Here is a 19263-nt window from a genome sequence, read left to right on the forward strand (position 1 = left end):
GCAAAATAACAATTAGAATCTATAAAATAACAGAATATTCAGTTTAAATATAGACAAACTATTTTTTTGTCATTATAATTTTCAGAAAAGGTGGTGTCGAGAATGTTTATTTTAAAAAATGACAATTATACATCTGTTTCGAGCTTTATTCATCAAGTAGAAGTAGCATTCCACCATTTTGATTTAGAGCGCTGTGACGAAAAAACATTATATGTCACGGTAAAACTTAATTACGGCACACATAAAGTACTTTGTGATTTTATTTATATTATTGATCAACAAGAAATCTATGGCGCTATTTCAATTAACAAGCATTATGAAAAGACAAGGGTATTTATTCAACAGCATTTTCAGCAATTTTTATTGTATTCAGATGAAATGGTATTAGCTAAAAACTTCATGAGTACAATATCCTTTAAACAATGTCTCCAACAATTTGCGAAAAAGTATCCAGCCTTTATTTCCTCAAAGAACCATTACGCTCTAGCAATGGCTGAGTAACTACAAATAAAAATAGTATGCCAAGCATTGTTGGCATACTACAGACTGTAGACAAAAGCCATCGAGAGGTTCACTCTCGATGGGCTTTTGTCATTTTTCTTCCTATTTTATCTTTAATATTTGGTAATATACTACCAAATTCAACATACTCTTCGAGCATAGCTACCTTCTTAAGCTGCCTGCCACGTCCAAGTAGCCAGTTTCTTTAAATTCATGGCAGCAAAAGTAAGCATCGCCTGCATGGACAATTTTTTCAGACCTCTTAAGGTTGTCCATCGCATACCATGCTTTTCTTTTGCATCGGCAAAGACACGCTCAATCGTTTCTTTGCGCTTTGCATAAATTTGTTTGATGTCATAGGAATGGCGTAAATGTTCAGCTTCCTCCACATACGACTCCCAGATATGGCGTTGAATGAGTTTTTGATGATGCTTACTTTCTGTACATTGGGAAAGGCTTGGACACTTCGCACAAATCAAAGGATTCGATTTATATTGACGATACCCTTCTTTAGTCGTTGTCGTATACTTCAATATCTGTCCTTGTGGACAAAGATAACAATTATAGTGCTCATCATATATATACTCATGCTTTCGGAAGAATCCATCTTTCGTTTTAGGACGTGTATAAGGAAGAACAGGCAACATTTGATTCTCTAATAAAAAATTCGTAATCGCTGGTGTTTTATAGGCTGCATCTGCCGCAACAGCTAATGGTTTTTGAACGTTTTCAATGACTTTTTCCACAAGTGGCTGTAATACATGACTATCGTGCACATTTCCCGGAGTTACAATGGCACCCAAGACAAAGCCCTTTTCATCTGTCGCTGCATGAAAAGAATACGCAAACTGCTTCGTACGTTCATCCTTCACGTAATAGCCACTTTCAGGATCTGTCGTGCTTTCCTTTATTTCTTTCCATTCTTCCTTTTCAAACTTCTCCGGGGGAAAGGGCTTTTTTCCGTGTTCCTCACGATCCATATTTAACTCTAATTGAAGTTTCTCTTCATAAGCCCGTGTTTCTTTTCGCACAACTTTTTTATCATACTTTCGTTTATTCGCACTCGCTTTCACATGCGTAGAATCGATAAATAAATGGTCTGCATGGAGGAGTCCTTGATGCATAATCTCTTTTAATATACGATAGAATATCTGCTCAAATATATCAGTGTCTTGAAAGCGACGGACATAATTTTTACCGAAGGTAGAGAAATGCGGGACTTCTGTATGGAAGCCAAATCCTAAAAACCAACGATACGCCATATTCGTTTCAATTTCTTTGATGGTTTGACGCATGGACCGTATACCAAAAACGTACTGAATAAACGTCATTTTAAAGAGAACAACAGGATCAATACTAGGGCGTCCTTTAGCAGAGTAGAGGTTTTCTACTAAAGGATAGATAAATGAAAAATCAATAGCCGCCTCTAGTTTTCGTACTAAATGATCTTGGGGAACTAATTGATCAATCGTTAGCATTTCTAATTGTTCACGTTCATTGATTTGATTTTTCGTCATCATGGTTGATCACCTCGAAAGTGTACTTTTTATCAATAATTCTTTATGTAGAAGTTGATTGGAACGAAGGGTGGCGACTCCTGCGGGAAAAGCGGGAAAGTCGAGATCCTGGACTGAGCGAAGCGAGGGAAGCAGCTCGACCCCGCCCGCGGAAAGCGTCCGCCCGTAGTGGAAATCAACGGCTTTACTTTATTTTATTGTAAAAGAAAAAAGACTGTAGGCAAACTCAAAATTCATTGAGTTTGTCTACAGTCTGTAGTATGCCAAGCATTGTTGGCATACTATTTTCTTAATTATTTTAAATATCCATCCACAAATTCAACAGGTACATATGTCTTTGTATCTTTTAAGGTCGGTGCGACTGTTAGTGTACGTAATGCCTTATTATAGCCAAATGTTTTTTCACCGCGAGTAATTGTATAAGACATATTCCCTTTTGAAAGGATTGCCCCCTTGCCTGTAGAATCCACTTTGAAGCCAAGCTTTTCAGCGATCACACGCAATGGCACCATTTTTGTACCAGCTACTTCATAAGAATCTGATGCGATAATATTATCAATTTCTTCATTTATTGGATTCTTAGTAGCTGAGGAATCATCGTCCAGTACAATTACTTTAGATGGTGTTGTTTGCGCTGGAATACTTTTAGTAGAGGCCGTATAGAAAACAACTAGATGCTTCTCTGCTAAATCTTTAGCGTCCACCTTTTCACCTTTTTCATTGAATAGCTCTGTTTCTTTCCCGATATTTAATTTTAAAATATCATACGTATTAGTTAAATCTTCAAAGAAATAATCCACTTCTACAAAGCCTGCTTTTTCTGTTTCAACGATGACAACCTCTGGATTGAATTGTGGTGGATATATATATTTTTGAGGTTTGTTAGCAAATGTATAAGCTACTATTTTATCACCCTTTTGAAGCTCCACTTTCTTCCCAGTATTGTCGAACACAAGAGTATCTTTAGTCATTTCTAATACATTTGTTTGCTCGCCTTCTTTTACTGTGTAATATGTAATATTTTCCCCAACACGAACATCTTCCACAGTACCACGAGTATCATTAAAAATGTGTACGGGATCAATTTGTATTTGTGGTACCTCTGCTTCTGTCGATTGCTGCTCATTTGCTGAAGCTACCGGTACAAGGGCACTTCCAAATAATAATGCTGATATAGCTACAGGTGCTATTTTTTTCATGTTCATAAAATCTCTCCTTATTGTTTGGATTCAAAGGAGTAGTAGTTTTAAAATGGAAAAAGTTTCAGTGCAAGCAGAGGATTTTATAAGAAGAGGTGGCAGTAGATACTACCACCTCTTATTAGCTATTCTTTAACAATCTCGCTCAAACCAGTAATATCGATGCCATTTAAAGCTTGAGTAGCAAGGCGGTCCGCTTCAGAATTTTCCTTACGTGAGACAAGCTGGTATTCTGCTTGAATGTGAAGCTGCTCCAACTTAGCATCAATTTTATCTGCCCAACTTGCTAATTCCTTTTCCAATGCTGGCCATTCCCCATTTAGCTGATTGATGACCACTTGTGAATCTCCTATAATACGCACAGGCAAATGGTGGACATTTAAAAGTTCAAGCTCTACTAAGCCTAAATAAAGCGCTGCATACTCTGCCTCATTATTTGATTTCAATTCAGACGAAAAGGCATTTCTTCTTAATCGTAAAGGCTTACCATTTTGTTCGTAATAAATGGCGCAGCCTAGCCCTGCTTGCCTTGTCCCACGATCAAAACCTCCATCAAAATAGACCGTAATATTATGTGGCTCAGTATCAATTTCCTTTAAATAGGCTTTTAGCTCTTTAAGTGACCAATTTGTATCTTGCCGATCAATGCAATGTAGCGATTTTACTCTTCCCGTTCTTTCCATATCCTCTGCAAGTAATAGTGCTTGAGCTGCAGGCATTTCAGCGGAACGTAAAACGGTTGTTGCTCCTTTTGGTGTTTTATAGATCCATTCAATGATGACATGCATAGTCATAACCTCCAATACTCTTTAACTGGTACATAAAGCAAAAACGTGTACCGACCAATAGCGGATACACGTTTTCCTCTCACTTGTTATATGTGCAATTCCTAGAAAAATTATTCCCTTTTAAATTGCGATTATCACCTTTTATTGAATTCCTTCATATAAACCTTGGATAGGTTTTATTAAAATGCGATTTACTTCTTCGATTACTTTGCTTACCTTCATTTCTGCCTCAAGCATCGTTGAAATTTTTTCATTTTGCTGTGCAAGCTGTGCCGCTTTTTGTGCATAGACAAGCTCATCTTCCAAAATATCCTCACCAGCTAATTGCTTTTTCTGTAATTCGATTTGGATTTTACGGAAGTTTTTAAAGACATTTAATGCCTCTTCATCATTTTTAACAACTTCAACAGCAGCTTTTAACGCTTCAAATTCTGGAATCTTACGGAAAGTTGCTTCTAGCGCATTAATGTCATTATAAATATTAATCATTCATACAATCTCCTTTTAAATAAAGTAAACAATCAAGCCTTGCACAATCCCAATCAATCCACCAAGCACTGCACCTAATACAGTAATCATTTTAAACTCACGTTTAGAAATGCCTAATACAAGTTCCTCTAATTTCTCTACTGGGAATGAGTCTACCTGCTCTCGCACTACTTCTTGTAAGTTTAAACGTTTTAGTACATCCTCAAGTTTTTCCTCTGCCTTCACAAAAGCCTTTTCTATAACCTGTGGAATCACGGTATACTTTGCCCACTCATTTCCTTCAGGCCAATAATAAGAAATCGGTTGATTTAAACGTTCAGAGATTGCTAATTGTTCTTTCACGTACACTTGTAATTTCGATAAAATGGGGTCAAATTGAACATCTTGCAAAAAGTCCATAGCTGGTCGATCTTTGAATTTTTCCCATTCCTGTGAAAATATTTTTGTTAGTAATGTTGTTGTTCCTGGTGCTTGTAAAAACTTCACAAGCTCACGTTGAACTTTCCCAACTAGTGAAGTGGAATCACCTAAGAACATATTGATCATGCCGCCTAGAGATCCTTTGGATGATAAAAAGTCATCAATCATTGCCTTAATCGTCATTTCGCCTTCAGGTGATAAAAAATAATCCTCGCCTTTTTCTAAGATATGCTGAACCGCTACTGGAATTTTAGCATCAATCGTATTTTGGATATCCTCAGATAGCAATGTACGAATTGATTTTGTTGATAGTGTATTCTTTACTGACGAAAATTGTCCCTCTACAATTGCTTCAACCTTCTGCTCAATGGTAGCAGGCATATGTGAAAACCCGGCTAAGTTTAGCCAATCCTGAATTGTTTTGTCGTTTGTAAAGATTGTTTCTTCAACTTTTGATTGTACAAAGTGTTCTACTTTGTCTTGAATATCCTTTGAGAAAAACTTTTTTCTAAATGTTTCGGGAGTTAGTAAATAATTTACTACTGTAAGACCCAGCTGTTTCGCTAATTCATCACGTCGTTTGGGTATAAGACCGGGTGTAAACGGTAATCGCCAATTTTTAATATATATCGCTTTATATGGGCGAAAAAGCATTTTAATGGCTAAGTGATTTGTAACGCCCCCAATTGCAGCCCCAATGAAAGCCATGAAAAGTAATGTCACTATAAAATTATCCATTAGTATCCTCTCATTTCAATTGTATTCAAGATTGGCGTTTTTTGTCGCCTTCTGCACCCATTATAGCAGAGCAATGATTTTCAACGAAAGAAATACCTCTTTAGAATTTCAATGTCATCCTATTTACTTCTATGAAAAGTGAATAGTTGCAAAAATACCGTTATACTTGAATAATATGACTACATACTATAGAAACGAGGTTTGATGATGATTCAACATTTCAGTTTTAAACCACTATTTGAAAACACGCAACTACCTGGTTGGACTATTTCATTTTTTTATCAACGAGAACGATACCAAGCGGAGTATTTAAAGGACGGTACGATTGAGTGGATAGGGGCCATTCCGTCAGACGAGGAGGCTGTTAAAAAAATGATACATGAGCTTATGCTGTTTCATGTATACGATTAAAATCCGTAGTCAATTTTTCATTCTGAACCCGTATAAAAATACCTATATTTACTATAAATAGCACATCATTTAAGCTAATTATGTTGAATCATGTTGAAATTTGTATATTTTTCTTATACATTTATGATATCAGCTTAAGAGTAAATGTTTTTTATGCAGGGGGCCATTTCAATGAGTAAAGTCACACTTTCGGATGACTTAAATAGCTATAATTCAAAAGCGTTAATTCGTGTAAAAGTAAAAGAATTTTTTTCAGAATTTTCCGCTAAAATATTCGAATTAGCGGATGAAGCGGGAGCTGTTAATAGTAAGAAATTCGAGGAACTTTCTGGCTATAAAAGCGACTTTTACAATGAGTATTGCAGTCAATTAAAGGGCTTTTTTGATTCTTCTACTAGCTCTTTCGGCAAGAAATCGATTAAAACGTTCTATTTAACGTATAATAATAAGAACTATGTTCTAACACAGCAAGGCATAACTGAAAAAGCACCTGTTTCTATCGCACCGTTTACAGGTGTGATACCTTTCAAGGAAACGGTCCATGATGTTGAAAAAGCGTGTTTAAAATTACGCTTCCAGCAAGAATAAATAGGGTAAACGTTTAGAAAGGGGGAGTCTCAATGAGCATTTGAGACTCCCCCTTTACTATAAAAAATAATTCATTTAAAAAAATCCGCAAGCTAAAGCACTCTTGAGATTTTTGACGTGTCGTATTATATGAGATGCAAAATGCTTCTTTCCCTAAACAAACTATCTTTGATCTTTTTAAAGTTAGCATATAGTACTGGTAAATACAATCTTTTGGTAGTTGAATCTAGCGACTTTTTTCGCAATGCCTCTTAATAAACAAACGAAAAAATCGTTGTCAATATTTGTGTTTTTCTTTTAAATAATTTATGATTGAAACATCCAACAATTTTTTAAATCATAGGAGGTGTACACTTTGTTTACTTCCCTCATTCGGGCGGGAACAAAGGAATTATTTGGACGGAGACATATTGGAGATAACCATTAGGTTGGCGGCATTCGCCCTACTAATTATAATGACTGGATTTTTCGTTGCAACTGAATTTGCAATCGTAAAAGTGAGATCTACCCGCATTGATCAATTGCTCGCGGAAGGGCATAAAAAAGCGAAAAATGCAAAACGTGTTGTTTCAGATTTAGATGAGTACTTATCTGCCTGTCAGCTAGGTATTACCATCACTGCACTTGGTTTAGGTTGGTTAGGTGAACCTACATTTGAAATCATTTTGCACCCAGTGTTTGAATTTCTAAATTTGAATGGTAGTATTACATCTATCCTTTCATTCATACTTGCATTCTCAATCGTTACGTTTATGCATGTTGTTATTGGGGAATTGGCGCCAAAAACATTAGCCATCCAAAAAGCAGAATTTGTCACATTAAACTTTTCTGGCCCATTAATTATCTTCCACAATATTACGTATCCTATCATTAAGCTATTAAACGGCTCTGCCCGTGGTTTAACAGGTCTTTTCGGCTTAAAAATGATGTCAGAATCAGAAGTAGCTCACACAGAGGAAGAGTTGCGTATGATTTTGTCGGATAGTTTAAAAGGTGGAGAAATTAATAACTCAGAATATGAATATGTTAACAGTATTTTCGAGTTCTCAGATCGTCTTGCAAAAGAAATTATGGTTCCTCGAACTGAAATTGTCGGCATTGAAAAAGAGCTAACGATTAAAGAAGTTTTTGATTTAATGGGTGTTGAGCAATATACTCGTTATCCAATTCTGGATGGAGATAAAGATCATATTATTGGCTTAGTTAACATGAAGCATTTATTAACCGCTTACATTAAGGATTCTAAAAATGGTGATAAGCCAGTCATTGATTATATGCAACCTATTATTCGAGTGATGGAAACAACGCAAATTAACGATCTATTATTAAAAATTCAACGTGAGCGTATTCATATGGCCATTTTAATGGATGAATATGGCGGAACATCTGGTTTAGTGACGATTGAAGATATTATTGAGGAAATTGTCGGCGATATTCAAGATGAATTTGATGAAGACGAAATCCCGGAAGTACAAGAAATTGCAGAAAATCATTTTATTTTAGATGCGAAGATGCTTCTTGAAAATGTAAATGATATGCTTGGTACTGACATAGAAGATGATGATATTGATACTATCGGTGGTTGGTTCATGACGAAGCGTTTTGATGCGGTCGAAGGAGACAGTATTCAAGAGCAAGGTTTTGAATTTATCGCAAAAGAATTAGATGGTCACCATATTTTATACTTAGAAGTTCTGAAATTACCTAACAGTGATTTATCAAATGAATATGACGCAGTCATTGATTAAAATTGAATTGAATTGCCATACTCGTCGTGGTACTATTAGAAGCACGCTTGTAATCTAGGCTATAAATATGGTCTTTTCTTCACACCTTATAGAGGTGGGAGCAACGTCCGTAATAAATAGATGAAAACGACTCCCTTTTTAAAAGGGGGTCGTTTTCTAATGTCCGAAAGTTTTGCGAGGAGGAAACAAAATGGAGCTCTATACAAATTTACGTCAAGGGGAAAAAGGTGCATGGCTATCCATTGGTACATATCTAATCCTAAGCTCTGCTAAGCTTACAATAGGCTATATTGGTACATCAGAGGCACTGAAGGCAGATGGTTTAAACAACACCACTGATATCATTGCATCCATCGCGGTACTGATTGGTTTACGCATTGCCCAAAGACCACCTGATTCCAACCACCAATACGGACATTTACGTGCTGAGACTGTTGCTTCTTTAGTAGCATCGTTCATTATGCTTGTTGTTGGTCTCCAAGTATTAGTTAGTTCACTAAAAAGCTTGTGGGAGCCCACTGGTACAACACCTTCACTGTTAACTGCCTATGTAGCAATAGGTAGTGCAGTTGTGATGTATGTGGTTTACCGCTATAATTTAGCACTATCTAAAAAAATAAAAAGTGCCGCTGTTAAAGCAGCTGCCTTTGACAATCGCTCTGATGCACTTGTCAGTATAGGTACAGCCATTGGTATTTTTGGAGCCATTTTCGGCTTTCCGATCATTGATTCACTTACAGCTCTCATTGTTGCCTTTTTAATTATTAAAACAGCAGTAGAAATTTTTTGGGAAGCTGTTCAAAATCTTACAGATGCATTTGATATTGATGAAGTTGAAACGTTATCGGTGTTAATCCGTAACGTGGACGGAGTGATAGAGCTTTTAGATTTTAAAGGACGTGCACATGGCAATATGTACTTCATCGACGTAACTGTTACAGTGGATCCTTATTTAAATGTCTTTGAAAGTCATCGCATAACCGAAGAAATCGAACATACCATTATGCGTGAAAATCGCTTTTGTCAGGTTCTTGTGCATATTGAGCCACATATAATTTCTCAATAAAACGAAGATAAGTCTCCTACCAATTGAATGGTAAGAGACTTTTTTTATTTAATAGCTATATAAATATCCACTTGCGATTCATGTGGATTAGCGCATCGTTCATCATACAGTTCAAAGTCGCCTGTATATGTTCGTTCAACTTTAGAATTTGCAAACCATGCCCAAATCTCTTGCCAGGTTTGGATGACAACTTCAGGCATCGTGCCTTTATCTGATGTAAATACTAGATACTTAGCTGCTGGAATCATTTTAACTACTAAATCAGTTGGAATGTCATCATTATTTACCTCTACTCCTAGTGTAAGAGTATAATTACCATTCATATCCGTCTCATAGTCTGAATACAAACCAAAGACATGACCATTTTTTCGTTCGGCTATTTGGCCCGCAATATTTTGCTGATAAAAGTGATCCCATAATTGTGGAATTTTAGCATGCTCTGTTATTTCATTTGCATTACTTGTTTGAGTTGAAATACCTACGATGTTAAATGCGGTTAATTCAACTACTTTTGGTTCCTTCCCCTCACTTTTTCTCCATCGCTTCAAACTTGGTAAAAAGGAAGTCAACATATTACGTGCTTCGTTTTCCGGCATACCGCCGTCCTTAAGATGTGGTACACAAATTTCGATCATTCCTTCTACTGTTAACTGGGGTTGTTTAAACTTGCCTCCCTCGTAACAATATATACAATACTCCAGACTTTTGTCTCCTTCTTTTTCAGTACCCAATAATGCCTCTTCTACTAAAGGCATACCACAGCTTTGACAATAGCTTTGCATCGTCATTCCACCTTTCACTTTATTTGTACTTACTATAGCAAAGGAAACCTGACAACTGTCTGTCATCAATTATCTAGATTTTTATATAATTGAACAATTTCTAAAGCTCGATTTTGGATTATATCTCTTATATAAGGTGGTTCCATAATTTTAATGCGATGCCCAAAGCTTAACAAGAAGCCATAAAGCCATTCATCTTCGGGTATAGATATATAAATCATGGATCGTTCATGGTCTATATGCTCTGCACCAAAGGATTCCTCCACCAATGTTGTAATGTCTTTATCAAAAGAAATGACTAAATCGACTACGTTTTGCGGTTGATGCCATTCTTTACCCCAAGGGAGTTCACTTAAATTCACTTCCTTACGCTCAAAGGTAGAATCAACTTGAAGCAAATGTTTCATTCTCGCAAGCTTAAATAAACGAAAGTCCTTTCTTAATGTACAATAGCCATACAAATACCATATCTTCCCTTTTTGAACAATTGTATGTGGTTCGACTATTCTGCTTGTTTGCTCACCATAAGTAGTAGAATAATGAAACCTTATACAACGCTTACTCTGTATTGCTGTCTTGAGCGTCGTAATATGCTCTTTAAAGAGAGCGTTTGGTCCCCATGGACTAAGATCCACGAATAGATGGTCCATCGATTGTTTTACATGATCATCCGCAATACTCGTTATTTTCTCAAGCACTGCTTCAGCGTGGGAATCTTCATAGGTAGTCAAAGCACTTTTAATCGCGATAGAAAGTGATGTGAGCTCATCCTTCGTCAACACTTGTTTATCAACACGATAGCCATCGATTAAACTAATGCCACCGTTTACGCCTTGCTGACTAATAACAGGTACACCAGCACAGCTCAGTGTTTCAATATCTCGATAAATTGTACGAATTGACACATTAAATAGCTCTGCTAATTCTTGTGCCTTAACTTTTTTTCGGTTGATTAAAGTCATTGTCATTGTGAGAAGACGCTCTAATTTCATGGTAAAATCTCCTTTCATGCTATCCCATTATTCCTATATATACCTTCTATTTTAATTAACAACCTATCTTTTTAAGTATTTTTTAAGTACTTTTTGAGTATTTTTTAAGACAAATGTACTATAATAACGCCTAATTATTGTTACAACAATTATACTATTTTAACAATAAAAGAAAAAACAAGGCTTTTACTCCTATACATCTTATATTCCCAATACTATGTTGTTTCATTTTTGTATAAGAATAGTTTGATTTTAACGCCTAAACAATTATTTCAATTCTCTTAACACAACATAAAAAACTTTTATCTTCTATATAATGAACGGCGAACTTTCTTTGAATGGATTTGACAAGATATGACAACACATATCAGGATTCATTGACTCTCACCCGTGAAAGAACTACCACATAAATTGCTTTTTTCTAGTATCAAATTTTTAATAGAAAAGTTGAGTGATTTTCACTTTTCTTGCCCTTCACTATATATAGGAAGCCTCTTCACCCAAAATGAACTAGAGTTTAATGTTTTTAATTTAATTGTATAAAGGAGAGTTTGATGTGATTCGAGCCGTTTTAATAGACAATGAACCTTTAGCTTTACACTATTTTCAAAATAAACTACATGCCTTTCAACAAATACAGGTGATTCAAACCTTTACAAGCGTAGAAGTATTTCTGAATGAACTGCCATCTATGGAGTTTGAGGCTATCTTTTTAGAGGTAAAACTTCAAGAATTATCAGGACTTGAGGTTGCTGATATTATCAAAACCGAGCGTCCACAAGTCAGTGTTATTTTCATTACCGCCTATCATGAATTTGCATTACAAGCCTATGAAATTGGCAGTCTCGACTATGTATTAAAGCCTATTAGTCATGCACGTTTAGAAAAAACAGTAGCACGTATTGAGCATGAATTTTCTATTCAGCAAATGCTTCAACAGGCTTCACAAACTGTATTAAATGTCCAATGCTTCAATCAATTTGCCGTCTATAGTAACAATAGTTTAGTGGCGTTTAAAACAGAAAAGACGAAAGAATTGTTTGCTTATTTTATTTTGCATCCAAATATACCAATTCATCGAGATTATTTAATTGAAATTCTATGGCCAGATTTAGATTATGTACGAGCCAAATCAAATCTTCATACAGCTCTATCTTATTTAAGGAAAACGCTAAATACAATTGGCTATGAAAACTGTATTGTCTTTTCAAATAAATACTATATCTTCGAAAAGCCAAATATTGTATGTGATTTATACGACTTTCAAAAACTTCATGAAGATTTTTCACGACTCGAAATTCCCTCTATTTCTTTGATTAATCAATGTCTTTCAATTTATAAGAATGGCTTATTTGTTTTTGATGATTATGAATGGGCAACTGCCTATAAAGATAAATTAATGAAATCATACATAGAGCTATTAGAAAAAGGGTTTCAAACAACGATTTTTTCAGATACGGAAAGAGCTATGGAATTTTTACATGCATTAATAGAATATGATCCCTATAATGAACAAAAGCTTGAGCACTATTTATATACGTTAATACAGGCAGGACTTCATGAACAGGCGCTCAAAATTTTCCAAACATATAAGCAAAAACTAGAGGAAGATTTAGCACTATCACCAAGCTCTACATTATTAGAGATATCCAAAAAATTATTTGCTCAACATAAATAATGTAAAAAACGGCGAGTGCTACTATGTGAGTAGAAGCTCGCCGTTTTTTTACATACCGCTACCCTCAGTTAGCCCGTGCTTAACAGCATACAGCGCTGCCTGGGTACGGTCTTGGACTTGTAGCTTTGTAAAAATATTTGAAATATGGGTTTTCACCGTTTTTTCTGTGACAAAGAGTGAGGATGCAATTTCCCGATTACTCTTTCCTTTTGTAAGTTCTGCTAGCACATCCTGTTCACGAGGTGTCAGCGGATTTAATAAATGAGGTGCATTCTGTGACTCCTGGCGATCCATTTCAAGCGTGGTCGTTGCTTCAGGATGCAAGGTGTTTTCGCCACGCATAATACGACGAATGGATAAAACCAATTCATCTGGCTCAATATCTTTTAACTGATAGCCTGCCGCTCCTGCCTCCATAGCTGGAATCACATGATCTCGATCAGAAAAGCTAGTAAGCATTAAAATTTCTATTTGCGGAAACTTCGCTTTGATGCGTCTCGTCGCCTGTATGCCATCCATTTCAGGCATTACTAAATCCATTAAGATAATATCTGGTTGGATGCTTTCAGCTAGTGCTACAGCCTCGTGCCCATTTTTTGCCTCTCCAACAACTTCAATATCCTTTTGTGTCTTTAAGAAAAACAGTAGTCCTCTACGCACCACGTGATGATCGTCTGCAATTAATACACGTATCATGTCCTCTCCCCCTTAATATGGCAAGCGGATTAGCAACTCCGTACCTTTACCAATTTCACTTACCCAGTCGGCAGTTCCACCCACTGATTTTGCACGATCCTTAATAGATTGTAAGCCCATTGAAAGCAACTTTGTATTGTTGTCAATGACAAAGCCTCGTCCCTCATCACGAATAACCAACAAAATATCTGTCGATGTAACAGTAATATACAATGCTGCCTCTAATACACCTGCATGGCGACGTACATTATTTAACGCCTCTTGAGCTACACGAAATAATGTTTCTTCAATGCGTGAGGGAAATTGCAATACGCCTGAAACTGTTACATGTAGTTTTAAGCCAAGCATTTCGGCATATACTTTAATGGCCTCAAGCAAACCATTTTCTAACCCTTTAGGCCGCAATTGCCAAATTAGCGCACGCATCTCTGTAAGTGCGTCTTGTGTTAAATGCTGAATCTCTTTAAACGTTTCTTTCACTTCACAATCATCCGTCATTTCAATACCAGCTCTGGCAGTTAACGTAACTGAGAATAGTAGTTGATTGACTGAATCGTGTAAATCACGAGCTAGACGATTACGCTCCTTCACAAGTGCCATTTCCTGCTCCTGTTTTGTCAGTAAAATTCGCTTAATAGCTGAACCCATCTGAAAGGCAACTGATTCTAATAAAGCAAGCTCCTCCTCTGAAAAGCGCACTGTATCCTTAGATGCGACATTTAATACCCCAAAACGTTCTTGTCCAGATTGAAGAGGTACTGTCGCATGATGTGTGATTCCTTCATGATCCCCAACATTAGCGGCTATGGCACTTTCAATACGCTGACACTCGATAATATTAGAGGCTTTTTTTAGCTCTTCATTACGATAACGCGATACACACCAACAACCACCCTTTTTTAAATAATGGCAATTGTTATATTCCAATGCCTCTGGTAAATTTTCATGGACAACAAGTTCTGAGCGCCCCTTTGCATCAATAAAAAAAATCCAGCCTGTTTCAAAATTTGTGCCATTTAAAAATTTAATGAGTGCACCCTTTAGCATTGTGACAATTTCAGTTTCTTCATTTAATAGTTCAGCAATTTCTTTTAAAATACTGATATTGGAATGCTCATTCTCCCTCACGAAAACACCTCTTCTTTAGCATTACTATTGTTAATGATACCATTAAGCTATTGAAGGCGTCTGCTTCCACCGTTCATACTTTAGACTGAAATTCATCGCATACCTTATTTTGTGTAAGTTGATTTACATATAAAACTAGAACCACTATAATCGAACAAGGACATGGTTTTATGAAGGGAAGATTGGATATGTCTAAAAAAGAGGAAAATGGCTTATTATTTATTTGGATTGTTTCTGCTATAGCAACATTAGGTTCATTATATTTTTCTGAAATTCGTCATTATGAACCTTGTAAATTATGTTGGATTCAACGTATTTTTATGTATCCAATTGTTATTATGACGACAGTAGCATTTATTCAAAAAAATGCGCGTATTGCTGTCACAACAGCTGTCTTTTCTGTGATTGGCGGCTGTATTTCACTTTACCATTATGGAATTCAAAAGCTTAGCTTTTTAGCTGAAAATGCTCCTTCCTGTGGCGCAGTTTCCTGTACAGGACAATACATTAACTGGTTAGGCTTTATTACTATTCCGTTTTTAGCATTAACTGCATTTATTTTAATCGCAGGGGCAAGCTTTTATTTAATTAAAGCTGCTAAAGCTGCAAAATAATCGAAAGACCGTGTTCTACCTTTGGAATACGGTTTTTTCTACGGAGGAAGATCTATGTTTCATTATGAAATCGCTGAAGATAACTTAAGTGTGGAAGAATTGCTACGTAACCAGTGGCGACTTGGTAAAAAGCTCGTACATGAATTGCGTATGGCCAAAGCCATCACATTGGCAAATGATGAGCTGATTCAATGGAATACACCTTTACAAGCTGGAACAATAATCAAATTTACGTTTCCTGTTCCAACATCTAGCTACAAACCAACACCTGTATGTGCTATTGATGTAGTCTATGAGGACGACCATTGTTTAATCGTATCAAAGCCAAAAGGTATGGCAACACATCCTAATGATGCTCGAGATACACATACATGTATGAACCATGTCATGGCACATATCAAAGAACAAGGTGGCATTTATGCTGAACATGTTCATCGTCTTGATAAAGGGACACAGGGCTTATTACTAGTAGCAAAGCACCCTTTAGCAAAGTCCATTTTCGATCGAATGATTGAGGAAAAAACCATTATTCGTACGTATGCAGCAGAGGTGCAAGGTAACTTACGAACGTCTTCTGGAACGATTGCTGAACCAATTGGCAAAGACCGACACCATGCCACAAGACGTGTTGTGTCCAAAACTGGACAGCATGCTGTAACACACTATGAAGTGGTGGCGCGTTACAAAAATTCCTGTGTCGTTCATCTCATACTTGAGACTGGGCGAACACATCAGATCCGTGTGCATTTAGCCTATATTGGCCATCCAATTATTGGGGATACAATGTATGGTGCACGAGAAACAGTAAGTGATGACTACGAACTACATGCCATTCAATTAGAATTTGACCATCCTTTTTTAAATAAACGTATTATCGTCAAGGACGAGCAATAAGAAAAATCCCGCCTCTATTGGAGAGCGGGATTTAATCATTTTTTAAAAATCAAATTTAAAATGATCAGGATCTTGTCCAAATCGTTGGTTACGATTTAATGTTGCCATTTTCTTCATTTGTTCTTGTGTTAATTCAAAATCAAAAATTTGTGCATTTTCCTCAATCCGGCTCGGTGTTACAGATTTTGGAATAACGAGTGTATCATTTTGTAAATGCCAACGCAGCACTACTTGAGCAGGGGTTTTATTGATTTCTTTCCCAATTTCAATAATAGTAGGATCGGCAAGTACGCCACCACGCCCTAGTGGAGACCATGCAGTAACAGCAATTTGGTGTTCACTACAAAATTCGCTTAATGGCTGCTGCTGTAAATAGGGATGTATCTCCACTTGATTGACCATTGGCGCAGTATTTGCCTTTGCCAATATTTTTTCTAAATGATGCTCATGATGATTCGATACTCCTGTTGCGCGAATTAACTTTTCATCGTAAAGGCGTTCAATAGCTCGATATGTTTCTTCAAATGTTTCAGGGACAGCCCAATGAGTTAAATATAAATCTAAGTAATCCATATTTAAATTTTTTAGCGAAACCTCAAAGGCACGTAATGTTGCATCATATCCTTGGTCATTATTCCATACTTTTGTTGTAACAAAAATATCTTCACGACGAATGCCTGAATGCCGAATAGCTTCTCCTACTTCTACCTCATTACCATATAAGGAAGCTGTATCAATAGCTCGATAACCGTATTGAAGGGCTTTATCAATAGCCTGTAATGTTTCCTCACGTTCTGTCATTTTGTAAACACCTAAGCCAAAACGAGGCATTTCTACACCATTTGATAATGTTTTCGTTGATTGTAAATTCAAAAAGCACAACCCCTTTCTTTTCCTAGTACCATTATACAAAAAATTGGATTTAAGAAAAATAAAGCGGCTAGTTAATACTATTTTTTCTTCTGTTCAACATCTTCCAATTGAATTGGATCAGCGATGCGCTCATCCTCTGCAAGCTCTAGCCCATCACGTAAATGCTCCATCTGCTTGCCCAAATCTTTTAATTCCTTCATATCTCTCACCATTGTCCCATTTTCAATATTTGGCACCTTTTTTTCCATACTGATCACCTCACTTTTAGTTTTCCCGATATCAAGCTGTTTGAACCATTTCTGACATATTTTATTCTGCTATGTCGTTTCATTTTTTAAGTAGATAGGCTATACTAAAAAGAGATTTCTTTATAACATGAGGAGGGTTACTTCCATGAAATTATTATTAATCATTGGTGTAACAGTTGCTTTCTTAACAGCTATTTTCACTGCTGGATACGAAGGCGACTACAAAGCTGACAAATAATATCTCAAGAAAATCACTAAGCTTTTAGAAAAGCTTAGTGATTTTCTTTTTTTGTGGAACAATAGAAATACTTGACTTTCCTTTATTTTTAAAATAAACTAACTTACATAAAGTAACTTAATGAAAAAAGATAACTATCTGGAGGAATTCTAAATGCATTTTCATGAAAAACCTAACACGTATGTAACGAATGTTGAGATTAAAGTGAGTGATTTACAACGCTCTCTAACCTTTTATCAAGAAATTATTGGCTTTAACGTGTTACACCAAGATTCACATAAAGCTATGTTAACTGCCGATGGTGAAACAGCTCTATTAACTATTGTTCAGCCTAAAACCGTGGAAGATAAGCTTAGCATGACGACAGGACTTTATCATTTCGCCCTATTATTACCTAGTCGACGTGACTTAGCTAATGTCATTTCTCATTTTCAAGAAAAAGGTGTGTACCTTGGGGCTTCTGACCATGCTGTAAGTGAAGCACTCTATTTAAATGATCCTGATCATAATGGAATCGAGATTTATGCCGATCGTCCTGAAAGTGAATGGGCATGGCATAACAATCAGGTGCATATGGTGACAGAACCACTCAATATTCGTTCTATTTTAGAAGAGGGAGATGGAAACTGGCTTGGTCTACCTGCTGGCACAGTAATGGGCCATATTCATTTATCGGTCTCTAACTTGGCTGAAGCAGAGCAATTTTATACAAAGGGATTAGGATATGATATTGTCACACGCTACGGGTCCCAAGCATTATTTATTTCTACAGGCCGTTACCATCATCATATCGGTTTAAATACTTGGCACTCAGAGAATGCACCAAGGCTTGGAAAAAATCAAGTTGGCTTAAAAACGTTCTCATTGCGTTTAGATAACGAAGAACAAGCGGCAACGATGAAAAATAATCTTCGTGGTATAGGCGCACCAGTTACAGAAATCGTCGGAGGGTTTCAAACAGAGGATCCTGCGGGGAATGTTGTGTTATTAAAGTTTTAGTATAAAAAAGCAGTTCTCTCAGCGGAGAACTGCTTTTTAATGTAAACCTGGATATCCTTGTTGACGTAATGCCTCATAAATAACAATCGCAGCCGTATTGGACAGATTAAGTGAACGCACATGATCACTTTGTGGAATACGTAAACACATATCTCGGCGTTCATAAGCAAAGTCCTTCGGCAGACCCGTAGTTTCTTTTCCAAACATAAAATAAATATCACGATCTTGATCACTAAAATCATTTTTCGTAAATGGCTCATCACTGTATGTTTCGATTAAATAAACATCTCCATTTTTAGAGTACGCTATAAAATCCTCAAGTGAATCATGATAGACAATATTTACACTATGCCAATAATCTAAGCCCGCCCGTTTCAGCATTTTATCATCCGTTGAAAAACCTAGCGGACGAATTAAATGGAGCGATGTATTAGTACCCGCACAGGTACGGGCAATATTCCCCGTATTAGCTGGTATTTCTGGTTGATATAAAACGATATGCAATGGCATAACGACACACTTCCCTTATTAAAAAATTCTTTAAGTTGGCTCTTTAAAAAATTAACGAAGGCTTATTCTTTTGGAGCGGCTCCGCTCTCAATCAAGGAACTCCAAGCAATTGATTTCATCCCTACATTAGTTAGTCATTTGCTTCT

The 19263-nt window shown here is 36.5% G+C and carries 21 protein-coding genes; 9 read left to right on the plus strand and 12 right to left on the minus strand.

Annotation, left to right across the window (positions count from 1 at the left end):
- The first annotated feature begins 102 nt into the window (after window positions 1-102).
- Window positions 103-501 (plus strand): hypothetical protein, encoded by a 399-nt coding sequence (locus tag MKZ14_RS18595; RefSeq protein WP_054548655.1) that lies wholly within the window; start codon window positions 103-105, stop codon window positions 499-501.
- A 170-nt stretch (window positions 502-671) separates the two neighbouring features.
- On the opposite strand, the gene MKZ14_RS18600 is transcribed toward MKZ14_RS18595, so the two are convergent.
- The 5 genes from MKZ14_RS18600 to MKZ14_RS18620 form a co-directional block, all read right to left on the minus strand.
- A complete protein-coding gene (locus MKZ14_RS18600) occupies window positions 672-2021 on the minus strand; it encodes an IS1182 family transposase (RefSeq protein ID WP_339280244.1) in 1350 nt (449 codons plus the stop codon).
- 290 nt (window positions 2022-2311) lie between these two features.
- On the minus strand, window positions 2312-3223 hold the full coding sequence (locus MKZ14_RS18605; protein WP_333006810.1) for a copper amine oxidase N-terminal domain-containing protein: 912 nt from the start codon (window positions 3221-3223) through the stop codon (window positions 2312-2314).
- A 119-nt stretch (window positions 3224-3342) separates the two neighbouring features.
- A complete protein-coding gene (locus MKZ14_RS18610; RefSeq protein WP_036075878.1) occupies window positions 3343-4005 on the minus strand; it encodes a ribonuclease H family protein in 663 nt (220 codons plus the stop codon).
- A 141-nt stretch (window positions 4006-4146) separates the two neighbouring features.
- Complete coding sequence (locus MKZ14_RS18615; RefSeq protein ID WP_004230811.1) at window positions 4147-4494, minus strand: YlbF family regulator; 348 nt, start codon at window positions 4492-4494, stop codon at window positions 4147-4149.
- A gap of 15 nt (window positions 4495-4509) precedes the next feature.
- Window positions 4510-5652, minus strand: a complete 1143-nt coding sequence (locus MKZ14_RS18620) for a DUF445 family protein (protein WP_333006809.1) — start codon at window positions 5650-5652, stop codon at window positions 4510-4512.
- Between the two features lie 207 nt (window positions 5653-5859).
- On the opposite strand from MKZ14_RS18620, the gene MKZ14_RS18625 reads away from it, so the two are divergent.
- The 4 genes from MKZ14_RS18625 (at window position 5860) to MKZ14_RS18640 (ending at window position 9465) form a co-directional block, all read left to right on the plus strand.
- Entirely contained in the window at window positions 5860-6063 is a 204-nt protein-coding gene (locus tag MKZ14_RS18625; RefSeq protein WP_016992127.1) for a YheE family protein, read from the plus strand.
- A gap of 171 nt (window positions 6064-6234) precedes the next feature.
- Window positions 6235-6651 carry a hypothetical protein gene (locus MKZ14_RS18630; RefSeq protein WP_016992128.1) on the plus strand — a complete coding sequence of 139 codons (417 nt, stop codon included), beginning with the start codon at window positions 6235-6237 and terminating at the stop codon, window positions 6649-6651.
- Between the two features lie 428 nt (window positions 6652-7079).
- Window positions 7080-8399, plus strand: a complete 1320-nt coding sequence (locus MKZ14_RS18635) for a hemolysin family protein (RefSeq protein WP_016992129.1) — start codon at window positions 7080-7082, stop codon at window positions 8397-8399.
- Between the two features lie 190 nt (window positions 8400-8589).
- Window positions 8590-9465 (plus strand): cation diffusion facilitator family transporter, encoded by an 876-nt coding sequence (locus tag MKZ14_RS18640; RefSeq protein ID WP_312124346.1) that lies wholly within the window; start codon window positions 8590-8592, stop codon window positions 9463-9465.
- A 44-nt stretch (window positions 9466-9509) separates the two neighbouring features.
- Here the strand turns inward: MKZ14_RS18640 and MKZ14_RS18645 are convergent, their stop codons facing one another.
- On the minus strand, window positions 9510-10247 hold the full coding sequence (locus tag MKZ14_RS18645; RefSeq protein ID WP_312124345.1) for an effector binding domain-containing protein: 738 nt from the start codon (window positions 10245-10247) through the stop codon (window positions 9510-9512).
- A gap of 65 nt (window positions 10248-10312) precedes the next feature.
- Complete coding sequence (locus tag MKZ14_RS18650; protein WP_333006806.1) at window positions 10313-11239, minus strand: YafY family protein; 927 nt, start codon at window positions 11237-11239, stop codon at window positions 10313-10315.
- A gap of 556 nt (window positions 11240-11795) precedes the next feature.
- Between MKZ14_RS18650 and MKZ14_RS18655 the strand changes: the two genes are divergently transcribed.
- Window positions 11796-12917: a response regulator gene (locus MKZ14_RS18655; protein ID WP_016992132.1), complete on the plus strand. Its 1122-nt coding sequence runs from the start codon at window positions 11796-11798 to the stop codon at window positions 12915-12917.
- A gap of 48 nt (window positions 12918-12965) precedes the next feature.
- Here the strand turns inward: MKZ14_RS18655 and MKZ14_RS18660 are convergent, their stop codons facing one another.
- A complete protein-coding gene (locus tag MKZ14_RS18660; RefSeq protein ID WP_016992133.1) occupies window positions 12966-13613 on the minus strand; it encodes a response regulator transcription factor in 648 nt (215 codons plus the stop codon).
- Between the two features lie 12 nt (window positions 13614-13625).
- On the minus strand, window positions 13626-14741 hold the full coding sequence (locus MKZ14_RS18665; protein WP_036075884.1) for a GAF domain-containing sensor histidine kinase: 1116 nt from the start codon (window positions 14739-14741) through the stop codon (window positions 13626-13628).
- Between the two features lie 188 nt (window positions 14742-14929).
- Between MKZ14_RS18665 and MKZ14_RS18670 the strand changes: the two genes are divergently transcribed.
- Both MKZ14_RS18670 and MKZ14_RS18675 read left to right on the plus strand, forming a co-directional pair.
- On the plus strand, window positions 14930-15355 hold the full coding sequence (locus tag MKZ14_RS18670) for a disulfide oxidoreductase (RefSeq protein ID WP_016992134.1): 426 nt from the start codon (window positions 14930-14932) through the stop codon (window positions 15353-15355).
- 54 nt (window positions 15356-15409) lie between these two features.
- Entirely contained in the window at window positions 15410-16249 is an 840-nt protein-coding gene (locus tag MKZ14_RS18675; protein WP_339280331.1) for an RluA family pseudouridine synthase, read from the plus strand.
- A 42-nt stretch (window positions 16250-16291) separates the two neighbouring features.
- Here MKZ14_RS18675 and MKZ14_RS18680 read toward each other — a convergent pair whose 3' ends face one another.
- Together MKZ14_RS18680 and MKZ14_RS18685 are read right to left on the minus strand one after the other, a co-directional pair.
- The gene (locus MKZ14_RS18680) at window positions 16292-17122 is read right to left on the minus strand and encodes an aldo/keto reductase (RefSeq protein WP_016992136.1); all 831 of its coding nucleotides are present in this window, start codon (window positions 17120-17122) and stop codon (window positions 16292-16294) included.
- Window positions 17123-17199: 77 nt separating this feature from the next.
- Window positions 17200-17370 (minus strand): hypothetical protein, encoded by a 171-nt coding sequence (locus MKZ14_RS18685; protein ID WP_004230831.1) that lies wholly within the window; start codon window positions 17368-17370, stop codon window positions 17200-17202.
- A gap of 391 nt (window positions 17371-17761) precedes the next feature.
- Between MKZ14_RS18685 and MKZ14_RS18690 the strand changes: the two genes are divergently transcribed.
- Window positions 17762-18607 (plus strand): VOC family protein, encoded by an 846-nt coding sequence (locus MKZ14_RS18690; protein WP_339280332.1) that lies wholly within the window; start codon window positions 17762-17764, stop codon window positions 18605-18607.
- A 36-nt stretch (window positions 18608-18643) separates the two neighbouring features.
- On the opposite strand, the gene trmL is transcribed toward MKZ14_RS18690, so the two are convergent.
- Window positions 18644-19117, minus strand: coding sequence for a tRNA (uridine(34)/cytosine(34)/5-carboxymethylaminomethyluridine(34)-2'-O)-methyltransferase TrmL (trmL, locus tag MKZ14_RS18695; protein ID WP_016993721.1), 474 nt, complete (start codon window positions 19115-19117; stop codon window positions 18644-18646).
- Between the last annotated feature and the right edge of the window lie 146 nt (window positions 19118-19263).

It is taken from the genome of Lysinibacillus sp. FSL P2-0066, from assembly GCF_037969495.1.
Classification (GTDB): domain Bacteria; phylum Bacillota; class Bacilli; order Bacillales_A; family Planococcaceae; genus Lysinibacillus; species Lysinibacillus boronitolerans.